The organism is Luteimonas sp. 3794, from assembly GCF_031456825.1.
Taxonomy (GTDB): Bacteria; Pseudomonadota; Gammaproteobacteria; order Xanthomonadales; family Xanthomonadaceae; genus Luteimonas.
In genome coordinates, this window is record NZ_JAVDVJ010000002.1 from 282,377 (window position 1) to 309,176 (window position 26,800).

The window sequence follows — 26,800 nt, forward strand, 5'->3', positions numbered from 1 at the left end:
GCTCCTACAGCACGAAGAAGGCGCCCTAGGGCGCCTTCTTCGTTCACCGGCCTGGAACGCAATCAGCGCGTCGACGCCTCCACCCACGCATCGACACGGCGTTCGAGCAGATCCAGCGGCAGCGCACCACCGCCGAGCACCGCATCGTGGAAGCCGCGGACATCGAAGCGCTCGCCGAGACGTGCTTCGGCTTTGCTGCGCAGTTGCTGGATGCGGATCATGCCGATCTTGTAGGCCGTCGCCTGGCCCGGCCATGACAGATAGCGCTGCACTTCGGAGCGGATCGTCGCTTCCGGAAACCCGCTGTTGTCGTTGAAGTAGTCCACAGCCTGCTGCTCGGTCCAGCCCTTGGCATGCATGCCGGTGTCGACGACCAGCCGGATCGCCCGCCACAGTTCGGAACTCAGCTGGCCGTAGCGCGAGTAGGGGTCGGCGTAGGTGCCCGGAATTTCCTTGGCCTGCCATTCCGAATACAGGCCCCAGCCCTCCGAATATGCGGTGGTCTGATACTGGGTGCGGAACTGCGGCAGACCGGTGAGTTCCTGTGCAATCGCGATCTGCATGTGATGGCCGGGCAGGCCTTCGTGATACGCGATGACTTCCAGTTCCGGCTTCGGCATCGCGTCCATGTCGGACAGGTGCGCGTAGTAGATGCCGGGCCGGCTGCCGTCGGGGCTGCTCGGAAAATAGTGCTGCGCGGCGCCGGGTTCTTCGCGGAACGATTCGACGCGGCGCACGACCAGATCGGCTTTCGGCAGCAGCCCGTAGAACTGCGGCAGCTGCTGCTTGATGTTGTCGAGCAGGCGCGTGGATTCGTCGAGGTAGGCCTGGCGGCCCGCATCCGTGTTCGGGAACTTGAACTGCGGATCAGTGGCGATGAAGCGGAAAAAGGCCTGGAGATCGCCGTCGAAGTCGACCTCGTCCTTGATCGCTTCCAGATCCCTGTGGATGCGTGCGACATCCTGCAGACCGATGTCGTGCACCTGCTCAGGCGTCAGCTCGGTGCTGGTATTGCGGCGCAGCTGCGAGGCGTAATACGCCTCGCCGTTGGACTGCGTAGTGCCGACGCCTGCGGGATTCTCCAGCGCATTGGCGAGGTCGCCTTCGTGCCAAGCGATCACCCTCTGGTAGGCCGGGCCGACGAATTCGAGCAGCGCCGCGCGTGCCTGCGCCTTGAGCGTGTCGGCTTTCGCCGCATCGATCGTGCCGGCCTCGCGCAAAGCGTCGGCCTTCTTGACCAGGTCGGCCCACAGCGCGGTGTCGTCACGCTCGGCGAACGGTGCACCGGTGATCACGTTGCGCGACTGGGTGATGACGCCGGTGTAGGCGAACTTCGGTGCGCGGATGCCGGCGTCGGCGCTGGCCTGCGTGTGTGCGAGCAGGGTGTCGAACATCGTTGGCAACGCACGCAGACGGGCGACGTAGGCGAGATAATCGGCCTCGCTGTCGACCTTGTGGAAGTTGATCAGCAGCGTCGGCAGCATCGCCTGCGGCCCCATCATCTGGGTGAAAGCGTAGCCGTTGCGACGGTATTCGAACTGCTCGGCGGCCTCGCGCGCCTGCTGCGCCCAGAGTTCATAGGACAGCTTGCCCTCGAGATCGAGCGCGTCGGCATCGAAGCTGCGCTCCATTTCGGCGACGCTCGCGCGCTGCCAGGCCAGCTGCCGTTCCATCGCAGCGTCGGAGACATCGTCGAGCTGGTCGTAGAGGTCCTTGCGGCCGAGGAAGGTCAGCCCGATCGGGCTGAAGCGCAGCGAGGTCTCGTACTGCTGGTCGAGCCAGGCATTGAGGCGCACGGTCTCGGCGGCCGGCGGCGCCTGGGTCATCGCCGTGGGCGCAGGGACGGCAGGCGCCGACTGCGCGTGAGCGGGCAGGGCGAACGCGAGCGCAAGTGCGAGCGCGGTGATGGCGGGCAGTCTGGGCATCGGAAGCATCCGGTCGATCGTGGGGACCGAGCCTACGCGATCGATTCGCCTACGGCAGAGGCGGAATCGTGAGAGACCCCGACGGGCACCGAAAATCCACGGGCAGCGCAGCGACCCGGCGGCGCGGGTTGTGCCTCTCCCGTATGGAAGCGCCCAAACGCAAGAAGGCAGCCTGCGCTGCCTTCCAATTGCAATCGTCGCAATGTCTGCGTCGATTACTTCATGCGGTAGGTGATGCGGCCCTTGGTCAGATCGTAGGGCGTCATTTCGACCTTGACCCGGTCACCGGTCAGGATGCGGATGTAGTTCTTGCGCATCCGTCCGGAGATGTGCGCAATGATTTCGTGGCCGTTCTCGAGCTTTACCCGGAACATGGTGTTCGGGAGGGTCTCGGAGACCGCGCCTTCGAACTCGATGACGTCGTCTTTCGCCATTCGTCTGGAATATCCGTCGTTAGGGATGCGGCGCGCGGCCCGAATGATTTCGAGCTCGCGCCAACAAAGCGGGGTATTGTCGCACGCGACTGCATGCGATGCAAAACCACCCGCAGTGGAATTCAGTCCCGGGCGTCGAGCGCGGTGGCGGGGATCTCACCGAACGCGGAGGTCCACGGGCCGGCCACCGGGACCGTCGCCTCGGCCAGCGTATCGACCGATTCGATGAACCGTTCACGCGGCCATCTAGCAGCGCCCAGCGACGCCAGATGCGGATTGCCGACCTGGGCATCGATCAGCGGCATGTCCCAGCTGCGCATCTGCCGCGCGAGACCGAACAGTGCCGCCTTCGATGCGCCGCTGCGGGCGCTGAACATGCTTTCGCCGAAGAACATCCGGCCGATCGAGACGCCGTAGATGCCACCGACCAGCTCCGTGTCGTCGAACACTTCCACGCTGTGGGCGAATCCCGCAGCGTGCAGCGCGAGGTAGGCATCGCGCATGGCCTCCGTGATCCAGGTGCCGTCCTGACCGGGTCGCGGCGCCTGTGCGCAGGCGGTCACGACGTCGGCGAACGCGGTGTCGGCGCGCAGGATCCAGCCACTGCCACGCAAGGTGCGGGCGAAGCGCCGGTTGGGGCGCAGGTCTGCGGTCTCGAACACCGTGCGCGGATCCGGCGACCACCACAGGATCGGCTGCCCGTCGGAAAACCACGGAAACACGCCATGGCGATAGGCATTGCGCAGGCGCGTCACCGATAGATCGCCACCGAATGCGAGCAGACCGTCGGGACGGCGCAGTGCGCTGTCGACTGGCGGAAACGGCGCATCCGGCGCCACGCCGAGGCGCGGCAGGTGCAGGCTCACGGCGCTGCGTTCCGGAACGGGCTGCTGGCGGCGAGCGTCGCGGCGTAACCGCGGATCGACTGCGCCTCCTGCGTGCACCACTCGTGCAACGCACGCCGGAACTCGGGATCGGCGATCCAGTGACGGCTGTGCACCAGCGTCGGCAGGAAACCACGCGCGAGCTTGTGCTCGCCCTGCGCGCCTGGCTCGAAGTGGCTTAGGCCCTCGCGCAGGCAGTAGTCGATGCCCTGGTAGTAGCAGGTCTCGAAATGCAGGCCGGGCAGGGTGGCGATCGCGCCCCAGTAGCGGCCGTAGAGCGTGTCGCCGCCGCGCAGGCACAGGGCGCCGGCGACCGGCACGTCTCCCAGGTCGGCCAGCACCAGCACCAGCTGGCGCGGCATCGTCGCGGCGAGATGGCGCAGGAAATCCAGCGTCAGCGCGGGCGAGTTGCCGTATTCGGCGAAGGTCTGCAGATAGAAGCGGTACATCGTCGCGAGGTCGTGGTCGCTGGCCTCGTCGCCGTGCAGCACGCGGAAGCTCACGCCGGCACGCGCGACCTTGGCGCGCTCCTGGCGGATGTTCTTGCGGTGCTTGTGATCCATCGCGCCGAGGTAATCATCGAACGTCGACCAGTCGCCGGGATTGCGCCAGTGGTACTGCACGTCGATGCGCGGCAGCCAGTCGGCGTCGAATGCATCCGCTTCGGCTTCGGTGTGGAAATTGACGTGCGCCGACGACCAGCCCGCATCGCGCGTCGCGCTTTCGAGGGCGATGCGCAATGCGATCCGCGAGGTCGCATCGCGTGCCAACAGGCGCGGGCCGCTCACCGGCGAGTAGGGCGAGGCGACGAGAAGCTTCGGGAAATAGTCGTGCCCGTACTGCGCATAGGCGCGCGCCCAGGCATGGTCGAACACGAACTCGCCATGCGAGTTGGTCTTGCGGTAGGTCGGCGCAGCGGCGATCAGTGTGTCGCCATCCCACAACGTCAGATGCTGCGGGGTCCAACCCCATTCGGCGCGCAGACAGCCGTGCAGCTCGAGGCCCGCCAGGAACGCGTGGCTGACGAAGGGATTGCCGTCGTGCAGGGCATCCCACTGCGCCGCAGGCAACGCTGCGAGCGACTCGAGAAGCCGGATGTCGGGCGCGGCACGCATCAGGGTTGCAGCTCCAGTATGTCGATGGCCGGCGGATTGAACAGACGCAGCGGCAGACCCACCTCGCCCATGCCTGCCGTGGTGAACACGCGCACCGGTCTGCCATCGCGACCCGGGGTCGAGCCTTCGCCCCGATCGAATCCGAGTGCGCTGGGAATGGCGTGGCGATACAGCCCCGGGATCCGGATCTGACCGCCGTGGGTGTGGCCGGCCAGCACCAGCGTTGCCCCGGACATCGACAACCGCGACGCGCTGTCCGGATTGTGCGTGAGCATGAGCGTCGGCAGATCCGACGGCGCCTGCTCCAGAAAGCCGGGATCGTCCCGGCGGGCCCAGCGGTCACCGAGTCCGGCCCAGCGATAGCCATCGGCCTCGACGATGTCGCCTTCGATCACGCGCACGCCGTGCGCCTGCAAGGCTGCGCGCAGGGCGACGTCGATATCGGGCCCCGGCGCCTGCTGATCGTGGTTGCCCAGAACTGCGTAGACCGGCATCTCCAGCCGCGCGAGTGGCTCGAACAACGTTTCAAGCGCATGCGCCTGCGGCTCGTAGGTAAAGTCGCCGGCGATCGCGACCGCGTCGACCTGCAAGGCGGACAGCCGGTCCACCACCCGGTCGAGAAACGCCCGGTCCTTGTATACGCCGAGATGGAGGTCGCTGATCAGCGCAATGCGCGCCTCGATGCGGGTTCCCGCAATGCGCGTTTCCTGCACGCGGATCATCTGCGGCTCGATGAAGCGCGCCCAGGCAAACGTCAGGCTCGGAACCAGCAGCAGAAGCGCCAGCGAGCGTCGACGCCGCTCACGCAGCTGCCAGAGCAGCCACGCGACGAAAGGCAGCGCGAGCCAACTTGCGTAGAACAGGCACCGCTTGAGCAGGATCTTGTCCATGCGCCGACCGTCGACGCGGCGGACTCAGCCCTGCTGGTCGAGGAAGCGTTCGGCGTCGAGCGCGGCCATGCAGCCGAAGCCGGCCGAGGTGATCGCCTGGCGATAATGCTGGTCGGTCACGTCGCCCGCGGCGAACACGCCCGGCACATTCGTCGAGGTCGCATTGCCGTCGATACCCGAGCGGATCTCGAGGTAGCCGTTGTTCATCGCCAGCTGGCCTTCGAACAGCGTGGTGTTGGGCGTGTGGCCGATTGCGACGAAGAAACCGTGCACCGCGATCTCGCGCGTGCTGTCGTCCTGCACCGACTTCAGGCGCAGACCGGTCACGCCGGCGTCGTTGCCGAGCACCTCGTCGACGGTGTGGTGCCACACCGGCACGATCTTGCCGGCCTGGATCTTGGCGTTGAGCTTGTCCTGCATGATCTTCTCGGCGCGCAGCGTGTCGCGGCGATGGACCAGATACACAGTCCTGGCGATGTTCGACAGGTACAGCGCTTCCTCGACCGCGGTATTACCGCCGCCGACCACGGCCACGTCCTGGTCCTTGTAGAAGAACCCGTCGCAGGTGGCGCAGGCCGACACGCCCCGGCCCTTGAACGCCTCTTCCGACGGCAGGCCGAGGTACTTCGCGGTCGCGCCGGTGGCGATGATGATCGCGTCGGCGGTGTACTCGCCGCTGTCGCCCTTGAGCCGGAACGGGCGCTGCGACAGATCCGCGGTGTGGATGTGGTCGAAGATGGTCTCGGTGTCGAAGCGCTCGGCATGCGCCTGCATGCGCGCCATCAGGTCCGGACCCATCAGCCCGTGTGCATCGCCCGGCCAATTGTCGACCTCGGTGGTGGTCATCAGCTGGCCGCCCATCTGCATGCCGGTGATGACCACCGGCTTGAGGTTGGCGCGGGCGGCGTAGACGGCCGCGGTCCAGCCGGCGGGGCCGGATCCGAGGATCAGCAGACGGAGGTGGCGGGGGCTGGTATTCGGAGCGCTCATGTATACTCGCGGGCTTCGGCACTGCGGCCTGACGTGGTCCATAGCTTGGCGGTGCGCCCCCCGCAAAACAAGGTTCGGCAACGTCAGCCGACCGGAACAATCCATCCGCGACACGCCGCCGAAAGCGGCGTTTTTTGTGCAGGAGTCGGCGACATGCGTATCGGTATTCCCAGTGAGACCAAGACCCTCGAAGGCCGCGTGGCCCTGGTGCCGGAAGCGGCAGGCGATCTGGTCAACCGTGGTCACGAAGTGTGGGTCCAGCAGGGCGCGGGCCTGAAGTCGGGCTTCAGCGACGAGGCCTACACCCGCCTGGGCGTGAAGATCGCGCCGGACGCGGCCGCGCTGTACGAGAAGGGCGAACTGATCGTCAAGGTGAAGGAACCGATCGAAGGCGACCTGGCGCTGCTGCGCAAGGACCATCTGCTGTTCTGTTACCTGCATCTGGCGCCGCTGCCGGAGCTGACGAAGCGCCTGCTCGACATCGGCCTGACCGGAATCGCGTTCGAGACCGTCGAGCTCGACAACGGCGAACTGCCGCTGCTGGCACCGATGTCGGTGATCGCCGGCAAGATCGCGGTGCAGGTCGGCACGCATTACCTGCATCAGCCGCTGGGCGGCAAGGGCAAGCTGCTCGGCGGCCTGCCGTCGACCGAGCGCGGCAAGGTTGTGGTGTTCGGCGCGGGCGTGGCGGGCGGGGCCTCTGCGGCGCTGGCCGCGGCCGGCGGTTCCAATGTCGTGGTGTTCGAGAAGCGCGCCGACCGCATGGAACAGATGATGCGTCTGGGCAACAACGTCACCGCGCTGTATCCCTACGACGACGTGGTCGCCCGCGAGGTCGCCTCGGCAGACCTGGTGATCGGCGCGGTGCTGGTGACCGGCGCGGTCGCCCCGCACGTCGTCACCCGCGAGATGATCAAGTCGATGGAGGACGGTAGCGTGCTCGTCGACATCTCGATCGACCAGGGTGGCTGCTTCGAGACCTCGCGTGGGACGACCTGGAAAGAGCCGGTCTATGTGGAGGAGGGCGTGACCCACTTCTGCGTGACCAACATGCCCGGCGCCGTCCCGCAGACGTCCTCGCAGGCGATCTGCGCGGCCATCCTGCCGTGGGTCAACAAGCTGGCGTCCGGTCAGTGGCGCGACAGTCAGCCCCTGGTCCGCGGCATCAACATCGAAGCCGGCAAGCTCGTGCATCCTGCGCTGCAGGACATGAAACTTTGACGTAAGATCAAAGGCCTGTACCGACTTTCTCAGGTAAAAACGCACGGTGGCACGACCGCTTTCAGACCGCCCCAAGCGCACGCGCAGCGCAGCCAAGGATGCCGCAGCCGCGGCGTCCGCCAAGGCTGCGCCCAATCCGCGTCGCCAGCGGCTGGTCCGCGACATCGCGCTCATCCTGATCGCGCCGCTGCTGCTGTACCTGCTGGCGTGTCTGGTGACGTATTCGCATACCGATCCGGGCTGGACCAATGCCGGCAGCGTCACCGCGCCGCTGCACAACGTCGGCGGCCCGGTGGGCGCGTGGATTGCCGACGTGCTGCTGCATCTGTGCGGCTATGTCGCCTATTTGCTGCCGGTGATCCTGGGCGCGGTCGCCTGGATTGCGCTGTTCGGCATCGAACGCGATCCCGAGGGCACCGCCGATTTCGGCCCGGCCCTGCGTCTGGTGGGCATCGTCGGCTTTCTTGTGTCGGCCACCGGCCTGCTGTATCTGCGCGTGCCGGCGGTGCAGAACCTCTCGGCCGGCGGGGGCGGCATTCTCGGCCGGTTGGTCGGCAATTCGCTCTATGGCGTGATCGGGCCGGTCGGCGGCAGTCTGTTCCTGGTGGCGCTGTTCCTGGTGTCGGTGACGCTGGCGACGGGTCTGTCCTGGTTTGCGCTGATGGACCGGCTGGGCGGCTGGGTCATGCAGTTGCCGGTGCTGTTCCGCCGCAGCAGCAAGCAGGCCACCGACTGGAAGGAAGCCCGCGTGCACCGCGAGGAGCGCACCGAGGCGCGCAAGGTCGACACCGAACTGCGGGCCAAGCGCGCGCCGGTGAAGATCGAAGCGCCGGTCGTGCCGCCGGCGGTCGAGAAGAGCGAGCGCGCCAAGCGTGAGCAGCAGATCCCGATGTTCCACGGCGTCAATGCCAACGGTTCGGACCTGCCGCCGCTGTCGCTGCTGGATGATCCCAAGCCGCAGCCCCAGGGCTACGACGAGGACACGCTGGAAACCCTGTCGCGGCAGATCGAGTTCAAGCTCAAGGACTTCCGCATCGACGTGGTGGTCAAGGAAGCCCAGCCAGGGCCGGTGATCACGCGCTTCGAGATGGAACCCGCGCCGGGCGTCAAGGTCAGCCAGATCAGTTCGCTGGACAAGGACATCGCGCGCGGCCTGTCGGTGAAGGCCGTGCGCGTGGTCGATGTCATTCCGGGCAAGTCGGTGATCGGCCTGGAAATTCCCAATGTGCGCCGGGAGATGATCTATCTCTCCGAGCTGCTGCGCTCCAAGGAATACGACAAGTCGCCGAGTCCGCTCACGCTGGCGCTGGGCAAGGGCATCAGCGGCCAGTCCGTGGTCGCCGATCTCGCGCGCATGCCGCATCTGCTGGTCGCGGGTACCACCGGCTCGGGCAAGTCGGTTGCGGTCAACTCGATGGTGTTGAGCCTGCTGTTCAAGGCCAGCCCGAAAGAGCTGCGCATGCTGATGATCGACCCGAAGATGCTGGAACTCAGCGTCTACGAGGGCATCCCGCATCTGCTGGCGCCTGTGGTCACCGACATGAAGGAGGCCGCGAACGGCCTGCGCTGGTGCGTGGCGGAGATGGAGCGCCGCTACAAGCTGATGAGCGCGGTCGGCGTGCGCAACCTCGCCGGCTTCAACAAGAAGGTCAAGGATGCGGAGGACGCCGGGCAACCGATGTCGGACCCGCTGTTCCGGCCGAATCCCGAATCGAGCGACGTCGCCGAACTGCTCGAGCCGCTGCCCTACATCGTCATCTTCATCGACGAATTCGCCGACATGATGATGATCGTCGGCAAGAAGGTCGAAGAACTCATCGCGCGCCTGGCGCAGAAGGCGCGCGCAGCCGGCATCCACCTGATCCTCGCCACGCAGCGGCCCTCCGTCGATGTCATCACCGGTCTGATCAAGGCCAACATCCCGACCCGCATCGCGTTCCAGGTCAGTTCCAAGATCGATTCGCGCACCATCCTCGACCAGTCAGGCGCGGAGACGCTGCTGGGTAACGGCGACATGCTGTATCTGCCGCCGGGTACGGCGATGCCCGAACGCGTGCACGGCGCGTTCGTGTCCGACGAGGAAGTGCATCGCGTCGTCGAACATCTCAAGCAGAGCGGCCGGGCCGACTACATCACCGGCGTGCTCGACGAGGTGCAGACGATGGGCGACGGCACCGTCGTCGGCGCGACCGGCCTGCCGGAATCGAGCAGCAGCGGGGGCGACGAAAGTGATCCGCTGTACGACGAAGCGGTGAAGATCGTCACCGAAACCCGTCGCGCCTCGATCTCGGGTGTGCAGCGCCGGCTGAAAATCGGCTACAACCGCGCTGCGCGTCTGGTCGAGGCGATGGAAGCGGCGGGCGTGGTGACGCCGCCCGAGCACAATGGCGATCGCAGCGTGCTGGCACCGCCGCCGCCTGCGCGCTGAGTGTTCGGCCAACGGCGTGCGATGAATCGTCGATGCACGGCGTCGTCGGAATGCGGCACTGTCGTCGCCGCATTCAGCGAAGAATTCGCACACTCGCTCCACATCACACCGAACCCTGAGGTTGCTTCGATGCGCTCGATGATCCGTCATTCCCGCTGGTTCGCCGCCGCTGCCGTGCTGATGGTGGCCGGCCTCGCGCAGGCCGCCGATGCGCGCCCGCAACTCGAGCAGTTCACGCGGGGCCTCAAGGGCCTCGAGGCCCAGTTCACCCAGCAGGTCGCCGATGGCAACGGCCGGGTCAAGGAGAGTTCGAGCGGCACGCTGGCGCTGTCGGCGCCGCGTCTGTTCCGCTGGGAATACGTGAAGCCGTATCCGCAGCTGATCGTCGCCGATGGCCGCACGGTGTGGGTTTTTGATCCTGACCTAGAGCAGGTCACGCGCCGCTCGCAGGGCAGCGAAGAACAGGACAGCCCGCTGGCCGCGCTGATCGATCCGTCGAAGCTCGATCGTGATTTCAGTGTTGCCGAGGCCGGCAGCGCAGGTGGTCTGAACTGGCTCGAGCTGCGCCCCAAGCGCGCCGAGAACGCGGCGTTCGAACGCGCACGTCTGGGCTTCGGCAGTGATGGCAGCCTGTCGCGCATGGAGATCCACGACACCCTGGGCCAGCGCACGACCATCGGTTTCAGCGGCTGGAAGCGCAATCCCACGTTCGCCGCCGACACGTTCCGCTACACGCCGCCGGCGGGTGTGGATGTGGTGGGCGAGGAATAAGTCTTTCGCGTCCCGCGCTGCGGGATTCGCGGTGCATCGCATCGAGCGGCCGCCTCCGGGCGGCCGTTTGCGTTTCAGGCCTCGTGCGTCGCAATGCGATCGTGCGAGCGCCTAGCGATGCATTTCGCCGACCTGCCGGATCGGCGTGAACGCCGGCAGCACCAGCCGGTAGTGGTAGGGCGCATCGGCGGGCTGACGGCCCGCAGGGCGTGGCCGGCTGACGTCCACCGTGCCGCATGCGTCGATGTCCTGGCAGGCCCAGAACTGTCCGCGCTCGGCGGTGATGTCGATCGACACCGGGGCCAGATCGTGGAGATGGGCCGTCATCGGCGTCGTGCCCGCGAATGGACTCGCGGGATCGGTCGGGCGTTGGCGCATCGCGTGGAGATTGCCGACGACCACGACGATGCGGCCCGCGGGGAAGCCGTCGTACGCGCGCCTGAGCATATCGGCCATCACCGCTTCGCAGTTTCCGCGTTCATAGCAATCTCTGCTGCGCGGATCGAACGGCAGGATCGCGACATCGTGTCCGGCGCTGCGCAGCGCACCAATGCGCTGGACGAGCGACAGCACGTCTTCGCTGCGTCGGCCATCGCTCTGTTCGGGCGACAACGCCCACCATGGCCGCTGCCGCAGGCGATCGATCAGCGCGTCGGTGCCGCCACCGGTGACCGCTTCGCGCAGCGCCGAATGCTCCCGCGTGGGAATTTCCAGTGCGAGCAGTACGGGCGCCGCCTCGCTCCAGTGCTCCACCAGATCGCCTGCCAGCAGCGGAATCTCGCGCGTGCCGTGCATTTCGCCCAAAACCACGAGTCGATGCGCGCCGCTTTCGCGAACGAGCGTGTTTACCGCATCGCTGCGCCAGTCGGCTGCGGCCGTGGTCGAAGCGGCGAGCAGCAGAAGACCGCTGGCAAGCCGGGTCAGTCGGTGTCTTGCGGTTGTGATCACGTCCGTATGTCGCAATATCGTCATCCCGGCACTCCGTTGCAGCCCAGGCCGACAGGTTAATCGCGTGTCCCGTTCCCGCCCAACCCGCGCCGATGGCGGCGACCTGCTGCAGGTCGATCGCAGCGCCATGCGTCCGCTGGCCGAACGCATGCGCCCGGCGACGCTCGACGAAATGGTCGGGCAACGCCGGTTACTGACCGAAGGCACCGCGCTGCGCACGGCGGTCGAGGCCGGCAAGATCCATTCGATGGTGCTGTGGGGGCCGCCGGGCTGCGGCAAGACCACGCTGGCGCTGCTGCTGGCGCATTACGCGGACGCGGAGTTCAAGGCGATCTCGGCAGTGCTCTCCGGCCTGCCGGACGTGCGCCAGGTGCTGGCCGAAGCCGCGCACCGCTTCGATGGCGGGCGCCGCACGGTGCTGTTCGTCGACGAGGTGCACCGCTTCAACAAGACCCAGCAGGACGCGTTCCTGCCGCATATCGAGCGCGGCACGATCGTCTTCGTCGGCGCGACCACAGAAAACCCGTCGTTCGAACTCAACTCCGCGTTGCTGTCGCGTTGCCGCGTGCACGTGATGGAATCGGTGTCGCCCGACGACATCCTCGAATCGCTGCATCGTGCGCTGGCCGATGTCGAGCGCGGTCTCGGCGATCGCGGGCTGCGGATCGCCGACGATCTGCTGCGGCTGATCGCAGTCGCCGCCGATGGCGATGTGCGACGCGCACTGACGCTGCTGGAAATCGCCGCCGAGCTGGCGGGCGAGGGCGGCGAAGTCACCGCCAGCACGATCGAGCAGGTGCTGGCGGATCGCACGCGTCGGTTCGACAAGGGCGGCGAGCAGTTCTACGACCAGATCTCGGCGCTGCACAAATGTGTGCGCAGCTCCAACCCCGATGCCGCCTTGTACTGGTTGACGCGCATGCTCGATGGCGGTTGCGACCCCGGTTACCTCGCCCGGCGCATGACACGCATGGCGGTGGAAGACGTCGGTCTGGCCGATCCGCGCGCCTTGCAGATGTCGATCGATGCCTGGGACACTTTCGACCGTCTCGGCAGTCCCGAGGGCGAACTCGCGCTCGCGCAGCTGGTGATCTATCTGGCCAGCACCGCGAAATCCAACGCCGGCTACATGGCCTTCAACCAGGCCAAGCGCGACGTACGCGAGTACGGCACGCAGGACGTGCCGATGCATTTCCGCAATGCGCCGACCAAGCTGATGAAGGAACTCGGCTACGGCACCGGCTACCAGTACGACCACGACGCCGAAGGCGGCATCGCGCTCGACCAGACCGCGTTCCCGGATGCGATGGGCGAGCGGGTCTACTACCAGCCGGTCGCGCGCGGCATGGAGATCAAGCTCAAGGACAAGCTCGACGCGCTGCGCGCCGCGCGCGCCGAGGCGATCCGCAAGGCCCGAGAGGTTGGCGGCGACTGATCATCTGCGGATTTCCTGACGATCCTTGTGGGCCGCGACCGAAGGCGCGTGGGCGTTCGCACGATGGTGCAAGCCAGGGCAAGCGCGCAGGGTCGTAAGCGGTTCTTCCACGGAGGGAATGCCGATGCGGATCTGTGCAGTTTTGCTGCTGTTCGTCGCGTGGCCGGTCGCCGCGCAGTCGGTGCACAAATGCGCCGACGGTCGCGGCGGCCACAGCTATCAATCGCAACCCTGCACCGATGGCGAAGCACTGCGGACGTGGACGGCCGAGGTGCAGGACGCGCCTGCAACCACGGCAACGCAGCGCCCGGCGACACCGCCGACGCAACGTCGTGCGGCCACATCGACGCGGCAGACACCGGTACGTGCGACAAGGCCTCGACGCGACGATCAGCACGCGCGATGTCTGGCCGCACGCGCCAGTCGCGAGAACGCCCTGCGCAAGCTCGGCACCCAGCGCCGTTATGACGATCTGCGCCGGCTCAACGAACGCGTGTCGGCGGTGTGCAATCACCGCGGACGCGGCTGAGGCGACGGGCGATCAGGGATTACAAGGACGGTTGGTGCCTTCCCAACCGTTCGGCAGGCGACGGATGACCTGACCGCCGGCGCAGCGCTCGCCGGCCTGGAGCGGCGTCGACCGATACGCCACGAGCTTTTGCGCAGCGGGCGCGACGACCGCCGGCTTCGGATATTCGTAGATCACGCGCTCGGGCGAGGGCAGGTGGCCGAACTGACGCGAGAGCCCCGTCGCATCGTCGTCGCTACGGCTGGCGTGCAGCCAGGCCGCATTGGACGCGACCAGCAGGGCCAGCAGCACGATTGCCGTCGCCTGCCAGGTCGAACGCCGCCAGCGGGCGGGGAACAGGAACACGTTGCGTTGCCGATCCACGATGCGCTCCAGAGTCCGGACAGACTGGATTCGATGCTAGGCGCGGGAGGATGGGCGGACCACTAGGGACAACCCTGTAAACGTTTTCCGGTGCATCCATTAGTGGTCGCGTATCGCGTGGCAAAGGGCGCCTGCATGAACCGCTCAGGCGCGACACCGCCACCATCGCGAGGGCGGCAGTGAGGCGTGGAAGGCCGATCCTGGAACCGATGGCATATCGCGTTTCGAAGGTGTACAAATGTACACCATGAGCGATCTGTCCCCCCAGCGTGCCGCCGTCCTCGACTTCCTGCGCGAACGCATCGCCGCAGGTGCGCCGCCGAGCCTGGCCGAGATTGCTGCGGCCTTTGGCTTCGCGTCGCGCAATGCCGCGCAGAAGCATGTGCAGGCGCTGGTCTCGGCCGGGCTGGTGGAACTGCAGGCCGGTCAGAAGCGCGGGTTGCGGCTGCCGGGGCAGGGCGAACGCATGGCCGCATTGCCGGTGCTCGGACGCGTGGCCGCGGGTGTGCCGATCGGTCCTGACACCGGCAGCGACCGCGTGCTGTGGCTGGACCGCAGCCTGTTCTCGCTGCGCCCGGATTACCTGCTCCGGGTCGAGGGTGATTCGATGATCGACGACGGCATCCTCGAAGGCGATCTCGTCGGTGTGCACCGCAGCCGCGATGCGCGCGACGGTCAGACCGTCGTCGCGCGGCTGGACGATGCCATCACCATCAAGCGGTTCGAACACCGCGAAGGCGGCGTGCGCCTGTTGCCGCGCAATCCCGCGCATGCGCCGATCATGGTCGCCGCCGATGCCGATTTCGCCATCGAAGGCCTGTACTGCGGCCTGGTGCGACAGGGCTGAGATGGCGCCTGCACTGCAATCGCTGGATGCATTGCTCGCCGCGCGCACGGTGTGGTCGGCCGGACGCGGCACGCGCTGCGCCGACATCGGCCAGCCGACCGGGCATGCCGCGCTTGATGCCGCGTTGCCGGGCGGCGGCTGGCCGCCGCGCGCATTGACCGAACTGCTGCTGCCGGCCGATGGCGTCGGCGAAATCTCGTTGCTGTTTCCGGCGCTGTCGCGCATCACCGCCGCTGGTGGCCGCGTGGTGCTGGTTGCGCCGCCCTGCATTCCGTACGCACCGGCGTGGCAGGCGGCGGGCGTGCGCCTGGATGCATTGGATGTCGTCGAGGCATCGCCCGGCGATGCACTGTGGGCGTTCGAGCAATGCCTGCGCAGCGGTGCCTGCGCCGCGGTGCTGGGCTGGCCGGACACCGGTGATGCGCGGTTGATGCGGCGTCTCCAGGTCGCCGCAGACAGCGGCGATTGCCACGCCTTCGCGCTGCGCGACCGGCGCCACGCGGCGAATGCATCGCCGGCGGCGTTGCGGCTGGAATATCTGCCCGAAGTGCAGGCCTGGCAGGTGCGCAAATGCCGTGGCGGACAGGTGCCGTCGCAACCGCTGCGATTGGCGAGCTGAATGATCCTGCGATGCTCTGGGCCTGTCTTCTCCTGCCGCAACTGGCGCTCGACGCCGTTCTCCGCCGTCTGCCCGATCCCGACGCACCGTTCGCGCTGGTCGAAGGGCCCGCGCAGCTGCGCAAGCTGCACAGCGTCAACGCAGCGGCAGGCGCACACGGACTGAAGGCCGGCATGCGTCTGTCGGCCGCGCATGCGCTCTTGGCCGACGTGCGCACGCAACCGCACGATCCGCTGGCGGAATCGACCGCGCATCGTTTTCTGGCCGCCTGGGCGTATCGCCACAGCTCGCTGGTGAGCCAGCAGTGGTCACGCGCGATCGTGCTGGAAGTGCAGGCGAGCTTCCGCCTGTTCGGGCCGTGGTCGCAGTTCGAACGCACGCTGCGCGAAGAACTCTCGGCATTGGGCTTCGCGCATCGCATCGCACTCGCGCCGTCGCCGACCGCCGCGCGCGTGCTGGTCGGTCTGCGCGATGGCTTCGCGGTGACCGGGGCGGCGGAACTGTCGGCGCTGCTGGACCGCACGCCGGTGCGCCGCGCCGCATTGCCGGGCGATGCCGGTGAGCGCCTGTATCGCATGGGTGTGCGCACGCTTGGCGCCTTGCGTGAACTGCCGGGCGCGGGCGTGCAACGCCGGTTCGGCGCGGACGTGCTGGCGCACGTGCGCAGGTTGTATGGCGAGAGCGACGATCCGGTCGCCTGCTACACGCCGCCGGACCGTTTCGACATGCGCGTCGAGCTGGGTTACGAAGTCGAAGCACATCCGCCGCTGCTGTTTCCGTTGCGGCGCCTGATCAACGACCTGTGCACGTATCTCTCTGCGCGCGACGGTGGCGTGCAGCGTTTCGTGATCGGGCTGGAACACGAAGCGGGCAGTACCAACGTCGAGGTCGGCCTGCTCGCGCCCGAACGCACATCAACGATGCTGTTCGAACTGGCGCGCAACCGGCTCGAACGCACCGAAATCGCCAGGCCGGTCGTCGCGATGCGCCTGCTCGCACGCGAACTGCCGCCGTTCGTGCCGGCCGCGCGCGATCTGTTCGATACGCGCCCGCAACAGGCGCTCGACTGGCCGCATTTGCGCGAACGCCTGCGCGCGCGGCTTGGCGACGATGCGGTCTATAGCGTGACACCGGCCGGCGATCCACGTCCGGAGCGCGCATGGGCGCGTCGCATCGGCGATGGCGGTGACGCGATTGCGGATGCGCCCATGCGTCCGCCGCGTCCAGCCTGGCTGCTGCCGCAACCGGTACCGCTGCACGACGCTGGCCTGCGCATCCTGTCCGGGCCGGAGCGTCTGGAAAGCGGCTGGTGGGACGACGCCGATGCGCGACGCGATTACTACGTGGTCGAAACCCGCGAGGGCCAGCGCGGCTGGGCCTTCGTGCCCCCGGGACGCTTCGACGGCTGGATGCTGCACGGCTGGTTCGCATGAGCTGGGACGATGCGATCGATGGCGTCGACCGCGACACGCCGGGCAGCCATGTGCCACGTGCGCTGCGCGTCGCCGGACGCCTGCGCGCAGCTGCGAACGACGATGTCGCGCACGACACCAGCGATGATCTGCCGGCGTATGCAGAACTGCATTGCCTGTCGGATTTCTCGTTTCTGCGCGGCGCGTCCAGCGCGGAGCAGCTGTTCGCACGCGCCGTGCACTGCGGCTACAGCGCGCTCGCGATCACCGACGAATGCTCGCTCGCCGGCATCGTGCGGGGGCTGGAAGCGTCGGAGGAAACCGGACTCAAGCTGATCGTCGGCAGCGAATTCCGGCTGCTCGACGACACGCGTTTCGTGCTGCTGGTCGAAACCCGCGCGGGTTACACGCAACTGTGCGCGCTGATCACCCGCGGCCGCCGCGCCGGCACCAAGGGCCAGTACCGGCTGTCGCGCGCGGATGTCGAAGCCGAATTCCGTGGGAAGACACCCGGGGTTTTCGCCGTGTGGCTGCCGGGTGAGACGCCCGAAGCGGGGCAGGGCGCCTGGCTGCCCGACCTCTTTCCCGGGCGCGCGCACCTGGCCGTGGAACTGCACCGCGAACGCGACGATGCCGAGCGTCTCAGCGATCTGCTGGCGCTGTCGCGCACGCTCGGGATTCCGGCCCTGGCCAGTGGCGACGTGCACATGGCGACGCGGCGCGAGCGCATCCTGCAGGACACGCTGACCGCGATCCGCCACACCACGCCGATCGCCGACTGCGGCGAACACCTGTTCCGCAACGGCGAACGGCATCTGCGGTCGCGGCGCGCGCTCGGCAATATCTACGGCGCCGCGCTGATGCAGGCCACTGTCGACCTCGCGGCGCGCTGCACATTCGGTATGCGCGAACTGCGCTACGACTATCCGGTCGAACTGGTACCCGAGGGCCACACACCGACAACATGGCTGCGCGAACTGACCGAGCAGGGCATCCGCGTCCGCTGGCCGGGCGGTCCGACGGACAAGGTCCGCAAGCTGATCGATTTCGAACTGGCACTGATCGAGAAGAAGAAGTACGAGGCCTTCTTCCTGACTGTTGCGGACGTCGTGGGATTTGCCAGGGGGCAGGAGATTCTTTGCCAAGGCAGAGGATCATCTGCGAATTCCGCGGTCTGCTACGCGCTGGGTATCACTGCGGTGAATCCGGACGACACCCGTCTGCTGATGGCGCGCTTCCTGTCGGAGAACCGCAACGAGCCGCCCGACATCGACGTCGACTTCGAACACGAACGCCGTGAAGAAGTCATCCAGTACGTCTACGCCAAATACGGCCGCGAACGCGCCGCGTTGGCGGCGACGGTCATCGCCTATCGTGGCAAGAGCGCGGTGCGGGATGTCGCCAAGGCCTTCGGTCTGCCGCCGGACCAGATCGCATTGCTGGCCAACTGCTACGGCTGGGGCAATGGCGAGACGCCGATGGAACAGCGCATCAGCGAGGCCGGGTTCGATCTCGACAATCCGCTGATCGGCAAGATCCTCGTCATCACTGAAATGCTGCGCGACCACCCGCGGCATTTGTCGCAGCACGTCGGCGGTTTCGTGATCTCCAACGAACCGCTGTCGCATCTGGTGCCGATCGAAAACGCGGCGATGGACAACCGCACGATCATCCAGTGGGACAAGGATGATCTGGAGACGATGCAGCTGCTGAAGGTCGACTGCCTCGCGCTCGGCATGCTGACCTGCATCCGCAAGACGCTGGATCTGATACGCGGACAACGTGGGCGGACGTTCGAGATTGCGACGTTGCCGAGCGAAGATCCGCAAACCTACAACATGATCCAGATCGCCGACACCGTCGGCGTCTTCCAGATCGAATCGCGCGCGCAGATGGCCATGTTGCCGCGGCTGAAACCTGCGCGCTTCTACGATCTGGTGATCGAAGTCGCCATCGTGCGACCAGGGCCGATCCAGGGAAACATGGTGCATCCCTATCTGCGGCGGCGTCAGAATCCCGAAGAGATCGTGTACCCCTCCGAAGAAGTCGCAGAAATCCTGGAACCCACACTCGGCGTGCCGTTGTTCCAGGAACAGGTCATGGAACTGCTGATCAAGGGCGCCGACTACACCGACAGTGAAGCCGACAACCTGCGACGCTCCATGGCCGCGTGGCGACGCGGCGGCGACATGGAGCCACACCGCCTGCGTGTGCGCGAGCGGATGACCAAAAAAGGCTACGACCCGGGTTTCATCGAGCAGATCTTCGAACAGATCAAGGGCTTCGGTTCCTACGGATTTCCGCAGAGCCACGCCGCGTCGTTCGCGAAGCTGGTCTACGCCAGTTGCTGGCTCAAGCGGCATGAACCGGCGGCGTTCGCCTGCGGTCTGCTCAACGCGCAGCCGATGGGCTTCTATTCGCCGAGCCAGATCGTGCAGGACGCCCGTCGTGGCAGTCCGCATCGCGCACCCGTGGAGGTGTTGCCGGTCGATGTGATGGTCAGCGATCGCGACTGCACGCTGGTCGGCGGACGTCCGTGGCGCAGCGACATCGATCACGGCACGCAGCCCGACATCCGACTCGGCCTGCGTCTCGTTGCGGGATTGTCCAAAGACATGGCGGAGGCCATCGTCGCTGCCCGCGCACGGCGCCCGTTCGCCAGCGTCCAGGATCTGTGCCTGCGCGCCGGCCTCGACGAAAAGGCGCGCAGCGTGCTCGCCGAATCCGGTGCGCTGGCATCACTGGCGGGCCATCGTAATGCAGCGCGCTGGGCGGTCTCTGGCATCGAGCGGCAACGGCCGCTGTTGCCCGGCAGTCCCGACGAAGATGTCGTCGAACTGCCGGTGCCGCGGGCAGGCGAGGAGATCCTGTCGGACTACCGCAGCACCGGTCTCACGCTCGGCCAGCATCCGATGGCCTTGCTGCGCGCGCAGATGGCCGGGCGCCGGATCATCGGCCTGCGCGATCTGCAACAGCGCCGGCATGGCAGCGGCGTGCATGTCGCGGGCCTGGTGACACAAAGGCAACGCCCGGCGACCGCCAAGGGCACGATCTTCGTCACGCTGGAAGACGAGACGGGAATGATCAACGTGATCGTCTGGCCGCACCTCGCGTTGCGGCGGCGTCGTGCGTTGCTCGAGTCACGCCTGCTGGCAGTGCGCGGGCGCTGGGAACGCGTCGATGGCGTCGCGCACCTGATTGCCGGTGATCTCGAGGATCTCAGCGGCATGCTCGGTCGCATGCAGTTGCCATCGCGGGATTTCCACTGAGGCCGCATCCGCGATTGGCTCCGTGATTGTTATGTTGTAACTTTCGCGGCCGTCTTTCGCGCCAGCTATCAGGATCTCGATGTCGCTGTATCACCGGATCGCCGAACTCCAGGGCGATCGCCCCTGGGGCGCCATGCTCGACGCCGGGACCGGCCGCAATTCGATGCGCTGGCTGCTGTCACTGCCCACCGAACGCTGGACCGCGGTCACCGGCTCGGCGTCAATGGCGCGCCGGACGGACACCGAAATCGGTACGCGCAGCCGCCAAGCCGACCGTCTGGTCGTCGGCAACTGGCTCAATCCCGCGCTGCTCGCGGGCGAGCGCTACGACACCGTGCTTGCCGACTATCTGCTCGGCGCGATCGAAGGTTTCGCGCCGTACTGGCAGGACCAGCTGTTCGCGCGCCTGCGCGATCTGGTCGCGGCGGACGGCCGGCTGTACGTGGTCGGCCTCGCGCCCTATGTGCCGCAGCTTCCCGATACGCTCGATGCAGCCGGCAGTCTGGTCACGCGCATCGGCCGCTTGCGCGACGCCTGTCTGCTGTTGGCCGGCGATCGACCGTATCGCGAATTTCCAGTGGACTGGACGCTGCGCCAAATCGAGCGCGCGGGCTTCCGCGTCCTGCATGCCGAGCAAATGCCGATCCGGTTCGGCACGCGTTTCGTCGATGGCCAACTCGACATGTGCATACGCGTGCTCGAGCGCGTGGCGGATCGCCAGCTCGCTGCCGCGCTGCATGCGCACGTCGATACGCTGCGGATGGAAGCGCATCTGCGCATCGCCGAGGACGGCGGTCTGCGAACCGGTCACGATTACGTGATCGCGGCAGAGCCTGTCTGACGTCAGCTGGTTCGGCCCGCGTTTCAACCGGCGTGCAGGGGATGGAGGCTATCCGCAACCTTTTGATGACGCCGGAACGCCTGCTGCCCGATGCGACAGCTGACCCATCCGCCGGCAACTCAGGCAGCACGGCGGGTGGTTTGCGGAAGCAGGGCGGTCGCCAGTCCCAGCAGCGGCAGGAATGCCGTGACCTGATAGACCCAGACGATGCCGCGCGCGTCGGCCAGCTGGCCCAGCCCGGCCGCGCCGATCCCGCCGATACCGAACATCAGGCCGAACATCACGCCCGAGACCATGCCCACGCGTCCGGGCACCGCTTCCTGCGCGTAGACCACCAGCGCGGCGAATGCCGACGACATCACCAGACCGATGATCACCGCGAGGATCGCAGTCATCGCCAGACCGACGTGGGGCAGGGCGAGTGCGAACGGCGCGACGCCGAGGAAGGAAATCCAGATCACCGCCTTGCGGCCGATGCGATCGCCGATCGGGCCCCCGGCGAATGTGCCGAGCGCGATCGCGCCCAGGAACAGGAACAGAACCACCTGGCTCTGCTGCACGCTCACGCCGAAGCGCTGGATCAGATAGAAGGTGAAGTAGTTGGTGAACGACGCGATATAGACGAACTTCGCGAACATCAGGACCGACACCACGGTCATCGCCTGCACGATCTTGCCGCGGGACAGGCCCGTGCCGCGGGTGACCGCCAGCCGGCTCAGGCGCGCCTGTCCATGCTGCACCGTCCATTTCGTCAGCCGCAGCAGCACGAACACGGCGAGCGCGGCGACCAGCAGAAACCACGCGATGGCCGACTGGCCGTGCGGAATCACGATCGCTGCGGCCAGCAACGGCCCGATCGCCGAGCCGGTGTTGCCGCCGACCTGGAACGTCGATTGCGCAGTGCCGAAACGCCCACCCGAACCCATCCGCGCCACCCGCGAGGCTTCCGGATGGAACGTCGCCGACCCCACGCCGACAATCGCCGCGGCGACGAGCAGCATCGCGTAGCTGTGCGCCATCGCCAGCACACCAATGCCGATGAACGTCACCGCCATGCCGGCCGGCGACATCCAGGGCAGGGGACGCTTGTCGGTATAGAGCCCGATCCACGGCTGCAGCAGCGATGCGGTGATCTGGTAGACCAGCGCGATCACGCCGATCTGTCCGAAGCTCAGGTCGAAGTCGGCCTTGAGCATCGGGAAGATCGCCGGCAGCATCGCCTGGATCAGATCGTTGAGCAGATGCGCGAACGCCGCGGCGCCGACGACGCGGATCGCGAAGCCATGCGGCGGGGTGGAGATGTCGACCGGCACGACGGCCGACGCGTGATCAGGGTTGGGGACGGGTTGCGGCATCGAGGAGGAAGGCGATCCTGAGTCGCTCTGAAAGTCGCCCAACTGTGGGGCGTTCGTGCCGGTCGGCAGCGTCAGGAATCGGGAGGCGGTAGTGGGGCGTGCAGCTTAGGCGGTCCACGTCGAAGACCGCGAGGGCCGTACTGGGATTGATCTTTCCGCAATTCCGGGGCGGGAAGCCTCAACCCGCCGTAACGCTGAAATTGCGCCCTATGGGTGACTACGGTGTCGGGACCGGTGGCTACTAGGGGAGGGTGTGCGTACGTGCTGTGCTGTCCTCTCCGCTATGCTCCGCCTCGGGGAATGGAGCTAGTGCATATGGATTGGAAATACTGGGCAATAGTCGCATGCGCTCTTGCGCCTATTCCGGCATCCGCTCAGCACGTTTACAAGTGCATCAACTGGCAGGGCTCGGTTTCGTACCACTCTGACCGGTGCCCGCAGGGCCATCGTCAGGATCGCGTGTACTCACCAACGCACGTCGATGTCGACGGTCGAGCAGTTCGTAATTTTGTGCCCACTGCCAGTGCGGCCGCTGGGGGTCTTGCTCCGACCTACGGCCAGCCGATGAACGTCGACGGCTCGGCCAAATCCGATGCACTGTGTGGTGTCGCGCAGGCTGCGACAGCGCGCCGGCGGTATCGAAATATCGAACTTCTGGCGAGTGACGCCTCGCTGCGTTCGGCCCACTGCAATCACACGCGCGGACCGGGCGGTTGAACGCTGCAGGGCAGCGCCCTGCGGATACGCTTCATGCTGAGCCGACGTTTCGAAGTGCCGGATACCCGCATTGGCGGTACTCGGCGACCTCGGGTGACACGAGCTCTTTTCAGACCATCGGCCGGCAAGCCCACGGTTGCAAGGTTCCGTACAGGCATCTATTGAACTTCGCATAATGTACATTATGTAATTACTGGACCGACTGGCCCGGACCGCTAGGTGGCGCCCACTACGGGCGCCACCTCAAAGTCAGAACCAGGTCCGCAGCCCGAGCACGATCTTGGTGTGGTCTGGTGCCTCACCCATCGCGTCACGCAGGTCGCGCGTGTCGCCGTACGCACGTTCGTGCACGACGCCGATGTACGGGGCGAACTTGCTGGTGACCTCGTAGCGCAGGCGCAAGCCGGCCTCCGCCTTGGTGAGACCACTGCCGATGCCGCGCGTGGGATCGTCGCGGCGGGCCAGTTCGAGTTCGACCACGGGCTGCAGGATCAGCCGGTTGGTCAGCAGCAGTTCGTACTCGAGTTCGAGTTCGCCGATGACCTGGCCGCCTTCACCGGCGTACGCCATCGCCGAGACCTCGAACATATACGGCGCGAGGCCCTGGATGCCGATGGCTGCGAAGGTCTGCGATGGCCCTGGCCGGAACGATTGGCGAGCGCCGGCGACGACGTCCCACCATGGCGAGATGCTGCGCCCATAGAGCACATCGAGATCTGCGGCGTGGGTGCGCCCTGCACTGCGCTCGCCGCTGGCTTTCAGCCACAGTCGATCGATGTCGCCGCCGATCCATGCGTCCGCTTCCCAGGCTTGGCCGCTGCCGTGGTCGCCGTCGAACACTTCCAGCCGGTCGATCCGGACAAAGCTGCGAATCGCGTCGCCGTGCATCTCGTGGCCGTGCAGATGGTCGGGGAACGCAGCGGCGCGATCGGCGTCGGTGATCGGTGGCAGCGGTTCTCGTGGCGGATGGTCGGCTGGTAGATCGCCGGCGGGCTTTGAAGGTTCACCTCGATGGTGTGCGTGTGCGTCCTTGGCTGCGGGCGGCACAGGCGTATTGCCGGAAGCAGGATGCCCTGCATGAGACGCGTGATCCCGCGCGGCGTCGGGTTCGGCAGCGGCTTGGTTGCGATGCTGCGCATGCGAGCCTTCCGTACGCCCGCCCGTCGCGCCTGCAGGTTCGCCATGCCCGCTGCCATGCGCCTCATGCGTGGCCGCCGAGGCTGTATCGAGGCGCGGCGTCACCGCCGGTTCTGCTGGCCTGCGGTGATGCGCATGGGGATCCGCAGCCGGCGCCGTCGCAGGCTTCGAAGCGCGAGGTCGCGGCGGTGTCGCGCGCGGTTGCGCCGGCTTTTCTGCAGGCTTCGCGGTCGGCACATGATGCCCATGCGCGCTGTGTTGTGCGTGCGCGCTGCCGATCGCGGCACACAATGCAGCGGCCAGCACGCCGGTGCGTGCGAATGTCGACAAGGCGCTCATTCGACCACCTGCACTTCGCGGAACATGCCCGCTTCCATGTGGTACAGCAGATGGCAGTGGTAGGCCCATCGTCCGAGCGCGTCGGCGCGCACGCGGTAGCTGCGTTTTGAGCCCGGCGGCATGTCCACGGTGTGTTTGCGCAGCTGGAAGTTGCCCTGCGCGTCTTCGACATCGCTCCACATGCCGTGCAGATGGATCGGGTGCGTCATCATCGTGTCGTTGACCAGTACCACGCGCAGACGCTCGCCGTAGTTGAGCCGCAAGGGCTCGGCGTCGGCGAACTTGATGCCGTCGAACGACCACGCGAACTTTTCCATGTGGCCGGTCAGGTGCAGCTCGATCTCACGCCCTGGCGCGCGGCCGTCCGGATCGTCGAACAGGCTGCGCATCATCCCGTAGGTCAGCACGGTGCGGCCGTTGTCGCGCAGGCCGATACCCGGATCGTCGAGCCGGTGCGTCGGCGTCATCGTCTGCATGTCGACCAGCGGATTGTTCCGCTCGCTTTCGGGATGCGCCTGCATGGCGCTGGCGCCGTGATTTTCGCCGAGCCCCATCGCGGCATGGTCCATAGACGCATGATCCATCGCGGAATGGTCCATGCCATGCCCCATCGCGGCATGATCGGGCGCACTCCCCTGCCCCGCGCCGTGCCCGGCATGACCACCATCATGCATCCCGCCGTGGCCCATATCGTCCATGGTCAGGATCGGTCGCGCGTCCACATCCGGCACCGGCGCACGCAGACCTTCGCGCACGGCGAGCGTGCCGCTGACGAACCCGGTGCGCCCCATGTCCTGGGCGAAGATCGTGTAGGCGTCCTGGCCGGACGGCTCGACGATCACGTCGAAGGTTTCGGCCACCGCGATTCGGAACTCGTCGACGCTGACCGGATGCACGTACTGGCCGTCGGCTGCGACCACCGTCATCTTCAAGCCCGGAATGCGCACATCGAAGTACGTCATCGCCGAGCCGTTGATGAAGCGCAGGCGGATCTTTTCACCGCTGCGGAATAGCGCCGTCCAGTTGCCCGGCGAGGTCGTGCCGTTCATCAGATAGGTGTAGGTGTGCGCGTTGACGTCGGAAATGTCGGTCGGCGTCATGCGCATTTGGCCCCAACCACGGCGCTCGGCCAGCGTTGCCCGCAGGCCGTCTTCGCGCGCGTCGCGGACGAAGTCGCCGAGCGTGCGCTTGTAGTAGTTGTCGTGCTCGGCCATTTTCTTGAGCCGCGCGAACAATACCTGCGGCGGCAGGTCGGTCCAGTCGGTCAACAGCACGACGTAGTCGCGGTCGAACGCGAACGGCTCCGGCTCGATCGGGTCGATGATCAGCGCGCCGTACATGCCGGCCTGTTCCTGGAAGCCGGAATGGCTGTGATACCAGTAGGTGCCGCCCTGGCGCACGTCGAAGCGGTACTGGAAGGTCTCGCCGCGGTGGATGCCATCGAAACTCAGGCCCGGCACGCCATCCATGTTCGAAGGCAGCAGGATGCCGTGGCAGTGGATCGAGGTCATGTCGCCGTAGATCGAACCGGCCGGCAATGCGTTGCGCACGCGCAGATCGACCGTGGTGCCTTCGCGCCAGCGCAGGATCGGTGCCGGCAGCGATCCGTTGATCGTGGCCGCTGGGCGCGTGCGGCCGGTGAAGTTGACGAGGGTCTCGCCGACGACGAGGTCGAAATCGGTGCCGGCGAGCACGCGGCTCGTCGGCGACTGCAGCGCCCAGCTGGCGCGTGGCCACAGGCCGGCACCTGCGGCGGCGATGCCGCCCAGCGCCAGGCCCTGCACGAAACGTCGGCGCGACGGCGCAACGCCACCGTCCGCGGGAATTCGGAATGTCATGTCTGCTCCAGATCGGATGTCGGGTCGCGGGGCGACCCATGCCCTGCCCCAGTCGAGGCAGCGATGCGATCAGGCGCGGTGGATCGGAGGTCGGACGGGATCGTCGAGATGCGGCGCGGCGCGACCCTTCGACACATGCGCGACGACGACCGTACTGCCACTGGAAGCGGCGATGCGCGGCACCACCGGCAACACGCTGCCGCAGCCATGCAGACAGAGGCAGTCGCCGCCGTCGCAACAACTGTCGGATGCGGGCTGTTCGTCCGTATCCGCCGCCGCGGCATCGGGATCCGAAGCGATCGAATGGCAAGGCGGCGGCGTTTCGGAAGCCCCATGCGCGGCATGCGACATCGATTGCACAGGTGCCGCGGCTGCGAATACAGCGCCCATGCCGTCGAACGCCAGCAGGACGGCGAGCAACAGATGCAGCAGCACGAGCGCGGAAGAACGCATGCGGCGAGTATACGGCGACGGGCCGGTGCGCCACGCGGTA

The 26,800-nt window shown here is 66.8% G+C and carries 22 protein-coding genes; 10 read left to right on the forward strand and 12 right to left on the reverse strand.

Annotation, left to right across the window (positions count from 1 at the left end):
* Positions 1-62: 62 nt before the first annotated feature.
* From J2X52_RS04910 to trxB, 6 genes are all read right to left on the reverse strand, one after another.
* Positions 63-1,925 carry a DUF885 domain-containing protein gene (locus J2X52_RS04910; RefSeq protein ID WP_310149560.1) on the reverse strand — a complete coding sequence of 621 codons (1,863 nt, stop codon included), beginning with the start codon at positions 1,923-1,925 and terminating at the stop codon, positions 63-65.
* A gap of 215 nt (positions 1,926-2,140) precedes the next feature.
* Positions 2,141-2,359, reverse strand: coding sequence for a translation initiation factor IF-1 (gene infA / locus J2X52_RS04915; RefSeq protein WP_055248081.1), 219 nt, complete (start codon positions 2,357-2,359; stop codon positions 2,141-2,143).
* A 122-nt stretch (positions 2,360-2,481) separates the two neighbouring features.
* Positions 2,482-3,225 carry a leucyl/phenylalanyl-tRNA--protein transferase gene (aat, locus tag J2X52_RS04920; RefSeq protein ID WP_310149571.1) on the reverse strand — a complete coding sequence of 248 codons (744 nt, stop codon included), beginning with the start codon at positions 3,223-3,225 and terminating at the stop codon, positions 2,482-2,484.
* On the reverse strand, positions 3,222-4,358 hold the full coding sequence (locus J2X52_RS04925; protein WP_310149574.1) for a GNAT family N-acetyltransferase: 1,137 nt from the start codon (positions 4,356-4,358) through the stop codon (positions 3,222-3,224). Before J2X52_RS04925 ends, aat begins: the two co-directional genes overlap by 4 nt.
* A complete protein-coding gene (locus J2X52_RS04930) occupies positions 4,358-5,248 on the reverse strand; it encodes a metallophosphoesterase (RefSeq protein WP_310149577.1) in 891 nt (296 codons plus the stop codon). Before J2X52_RS04930 ends, J2X52_RS04925 begins: the two co-directional genes overlap by 1 nt.
* Before the next feature lie 24 nt (positions 5,249-5,272).
* Positions 5,273-6,238 carry a thioredoxin-disulfide reductase gene (gene trxB, locus J2X52_RS04935; RefSeq protein WP_310149579.1) on the reverse strand — a complete coding sequence of 322 codons (966 nt, stop codon included), beginning with the start codon at positions 6,236-6,238 and terminating at the stop codon, positions 5,273-5,275.
* A 153-nt stretch (positions 6,239-6,391) separates the two neighbouring features.
* Here trxB and J2X52_RS04940 point away from each other — a divergent pair, with 153 nt between their 5' ends.
* The 3 genes from J2X52_RS04940 to lolA all read left to right on the forward strand — a co-directional run bounded on the left by J2X52_RS04940 (position 6,392) and on the right by lolA (position 10,658).
* The gene (locus J2X52_RS04940) at positions 6,392-7,459 is read left to right on the forward strand and encodes an alanine dehydrogenase (RefSeq protein WP_310149581.1); all 1,068 of its coding nucleotides are present in this window, start codon (positions 6,392-6,394) and stop codon (positions 7,457-7,459) included.
* 46 nt (positions 7,460-7,505) lie between these two features.
* Positions 7,506-9,887: a DNA translocase FtsK 4TM domain-containing protein gene (locus tag J2X52_RS04945; protein WP_310149584.1), complete on the forward strand. Its 2,382-nt coding sequence runs from the start codon at positions 7,506-7,508 to the stop codon at positions 9,885-9,887.
* Positions 9,888-10,025: 138 nt separating this feature from the next.
* Positions 10,026-10,658: an outer membrane lipoprotein chaperone LolA gene (gene lolA, locus J2X52_RS04950; RefSeq protein WP_310149587.1), complete on the forward strand. Its 633-nt coding sequence runs from the start codon at positions 10,026-10,028 to the stop codon at positions 10,656-10,658.
* Between the two features lie 111 nt (positions 10,659-10,769).
* On the opposite strand, the gene J2X52_RS04955 is transcribed toward lolA, so the two are convergent.
* The gene (locus J2X52_RS04955) at positions 10,770-11,630 is read right to left on the reverse strand and encodes a calcium-binding protein (RefSeq protein ID WP_310149589.1); all 861 of its coding nucleotides are present in this window, start codon (positions 11,628-11,630) and stop codon (positions 10,770-10,772) included.
* 40 nt (positions 11,631-11,670) lie between these two features.
* Here J2X52_RS04955 and J2X52_RS04960 point away from each other — a divergent pair, with 40 nt between their 5' ends.
* Positions 11,671-13,041: a replication-associated recombination protein A gene (locus tag J2X52_RS04960; protein ID WP_310149591.1), complete on the forward strand. Its 1,371-nt coding sequence runs from the start codon at positions 11,671-11,673 to the stop codon at positions 13,039-13,041.
* A gap of 124 nt (positions 13,042-13,165) precedes the next feature.
* The gene (locus J2X52_RS04965) at positions 13,166-13,570 is read left to right on the forward strand and encodes a hypothetical protein (protein WP_310149593.1); all 405 of its coding nucleotides are present in this window, start codon (positions 13,166-13,168) and stop codon (positions 13,568-13,570) included.
* Between the two features lie 12 nt (positions 13,571-13,582).
* Here the strand turns inward: J2X52_RS04965 and J2X52_RS04970 are convergent, their stop codons facing one another.
* Positions 13,583-13,933, reverse strand: a complete 351-nt coding sequence (locus J2X52_RS04970; protein ID WP_310149595.1) for a hypothetical protein — start codon at positions 13,931-13,933, stop codon at positions 13,583-13,585.
* Between the two features lie 247 nt (positions 13,934-14,180).
* Here J2X52_RS04970 and lexA point away from each other — a divergent pair, with 247 nt between their 5' ends.
* From lexA to J2X52_RS04995, 5 genes are all read left to right on the forward strand, one after another.
* Positions 14,181-14,780 (forward strand): transcriptional repressor LexA, encoded by a 600-nt coding sequence (lexA, locus tag J2X52_RS04975; RefSeq protein WP_310149599.1) that lies wholly within the window; start codon positions 14,181-14,183, stop codon positions 14,778-14,780.
* Position 14,781: 1 nt separating this feature from the next.
* Entirely contained in the window at positions 14,782-15,399 is a 618-nt protein-coding gene (gene imuA / locus J2X52_RS04980; protein WP_310149601.1) for a translesion DNA synthesis-associated protein ImuA, read from the forward strand.
* Between the two features lie 11 nt (positions 15,400-15,410).
* On the forward strand, positions 15,411-16,832 hold the full coding sequence (locus J2X52_RS04985; protein WP_310149604.1) for a DNA polymerase Y family protein: 1,422 nt from the start codon (positions 15,411-15,413) through the stop codon (positions 16,830-16,832).
* Positions 16,829-20,080 (forward strand): error-prone DNA polymerase, encoded by a 3,252-nt coding sequence (locus J2X52_RS04990; protein WP_310149608.1) that lies wholly within the window; start codon positions 16,829-16,831, stop codon positions 20,078-20,080. Before J2X52_RS04985 ends, J2X52_RS04990 begins: the two co-directional genes overlap by 4 nt.
* Before the next feature lie 79 nt (positions 20,081-20,159).
* Positions 20,160-20,921 carry a class I SAM-dependent methyltransferase gene (locus tag J2X52_RS04995; protein ID WP_310149613.1) on the forward strand — a complete coding sequence of 254 codons (762 nt, stop codon included), beginning with the start codon at positions 20,160-20,162 and terminating at the stop codon, positions 20,919-20,921.
* Between the two features lie 119 nt (positions 20,922-21,040).
* Here the strand turns inward: J2X52_RS04995 and J2X52_RS05000 are convergent, their stop codons facing one another.
* The 4 genes from J2X52_RS05000 to J2X52_RS05015 all read right to left on the reverse strand — a co-directional run bounded on the left by J2X52_RS05000 (position 21,041) and on the right by J2X52_RS05015 (position 26,760).
* On the reverse strand, positions 21,041-22,276 hold the full coding sequence (locus J2X52_RS05000) for an MFS transporter (RefSeq protein ID WP_310149619.1): 1,236 nt from the start codon (positions 22,274-22,276) through the stop codon (positions 21,041-21,043).
* Positions 22,277-23,242: 966 nt separating this feature from the next.
* The gene (locus J2X52_RS05005) at positions 23,243-24,040 is read right to left on the reverse strand and encodes a copper resistance protein B (protein ID WP_310149622.1); all 798 of its coding nucleotides are present in this window, start codon (positions 24,038-24,040) and stop codon (positions 23,243-23,245) included.
* 425 nt (positions 24,041-24,465) lie between these two features.
* The gene (locus J2X52_RS05010) at positions 24,466-26,307 is read right to left on the reverse strand and encodes a copper resistance system multicopper oxidase (protein WP_310149625.1); all 1,842 of its coding nucleotides are present in this window, start codon (positions 26,305-26,307) and stop codon (positions 24,466-24,468) included.
* A 69-nt stretch (positions 26,308-26,376) separates the two neighbouring features.
* Positions 26,377-26,760 (reverse strand): CopL family metal-binding regulatory protein, encoded by a 384-nt coding sequence (locus J2X52_RS05015; RefSeq protein ID WP_310149628.1) that lies wholly within the window; start codon positions 26,758-26,760, stop codon positions 26,377-26,379.
* Positions 26,761-26,800 lie beyond the last annotated feature (40 nt).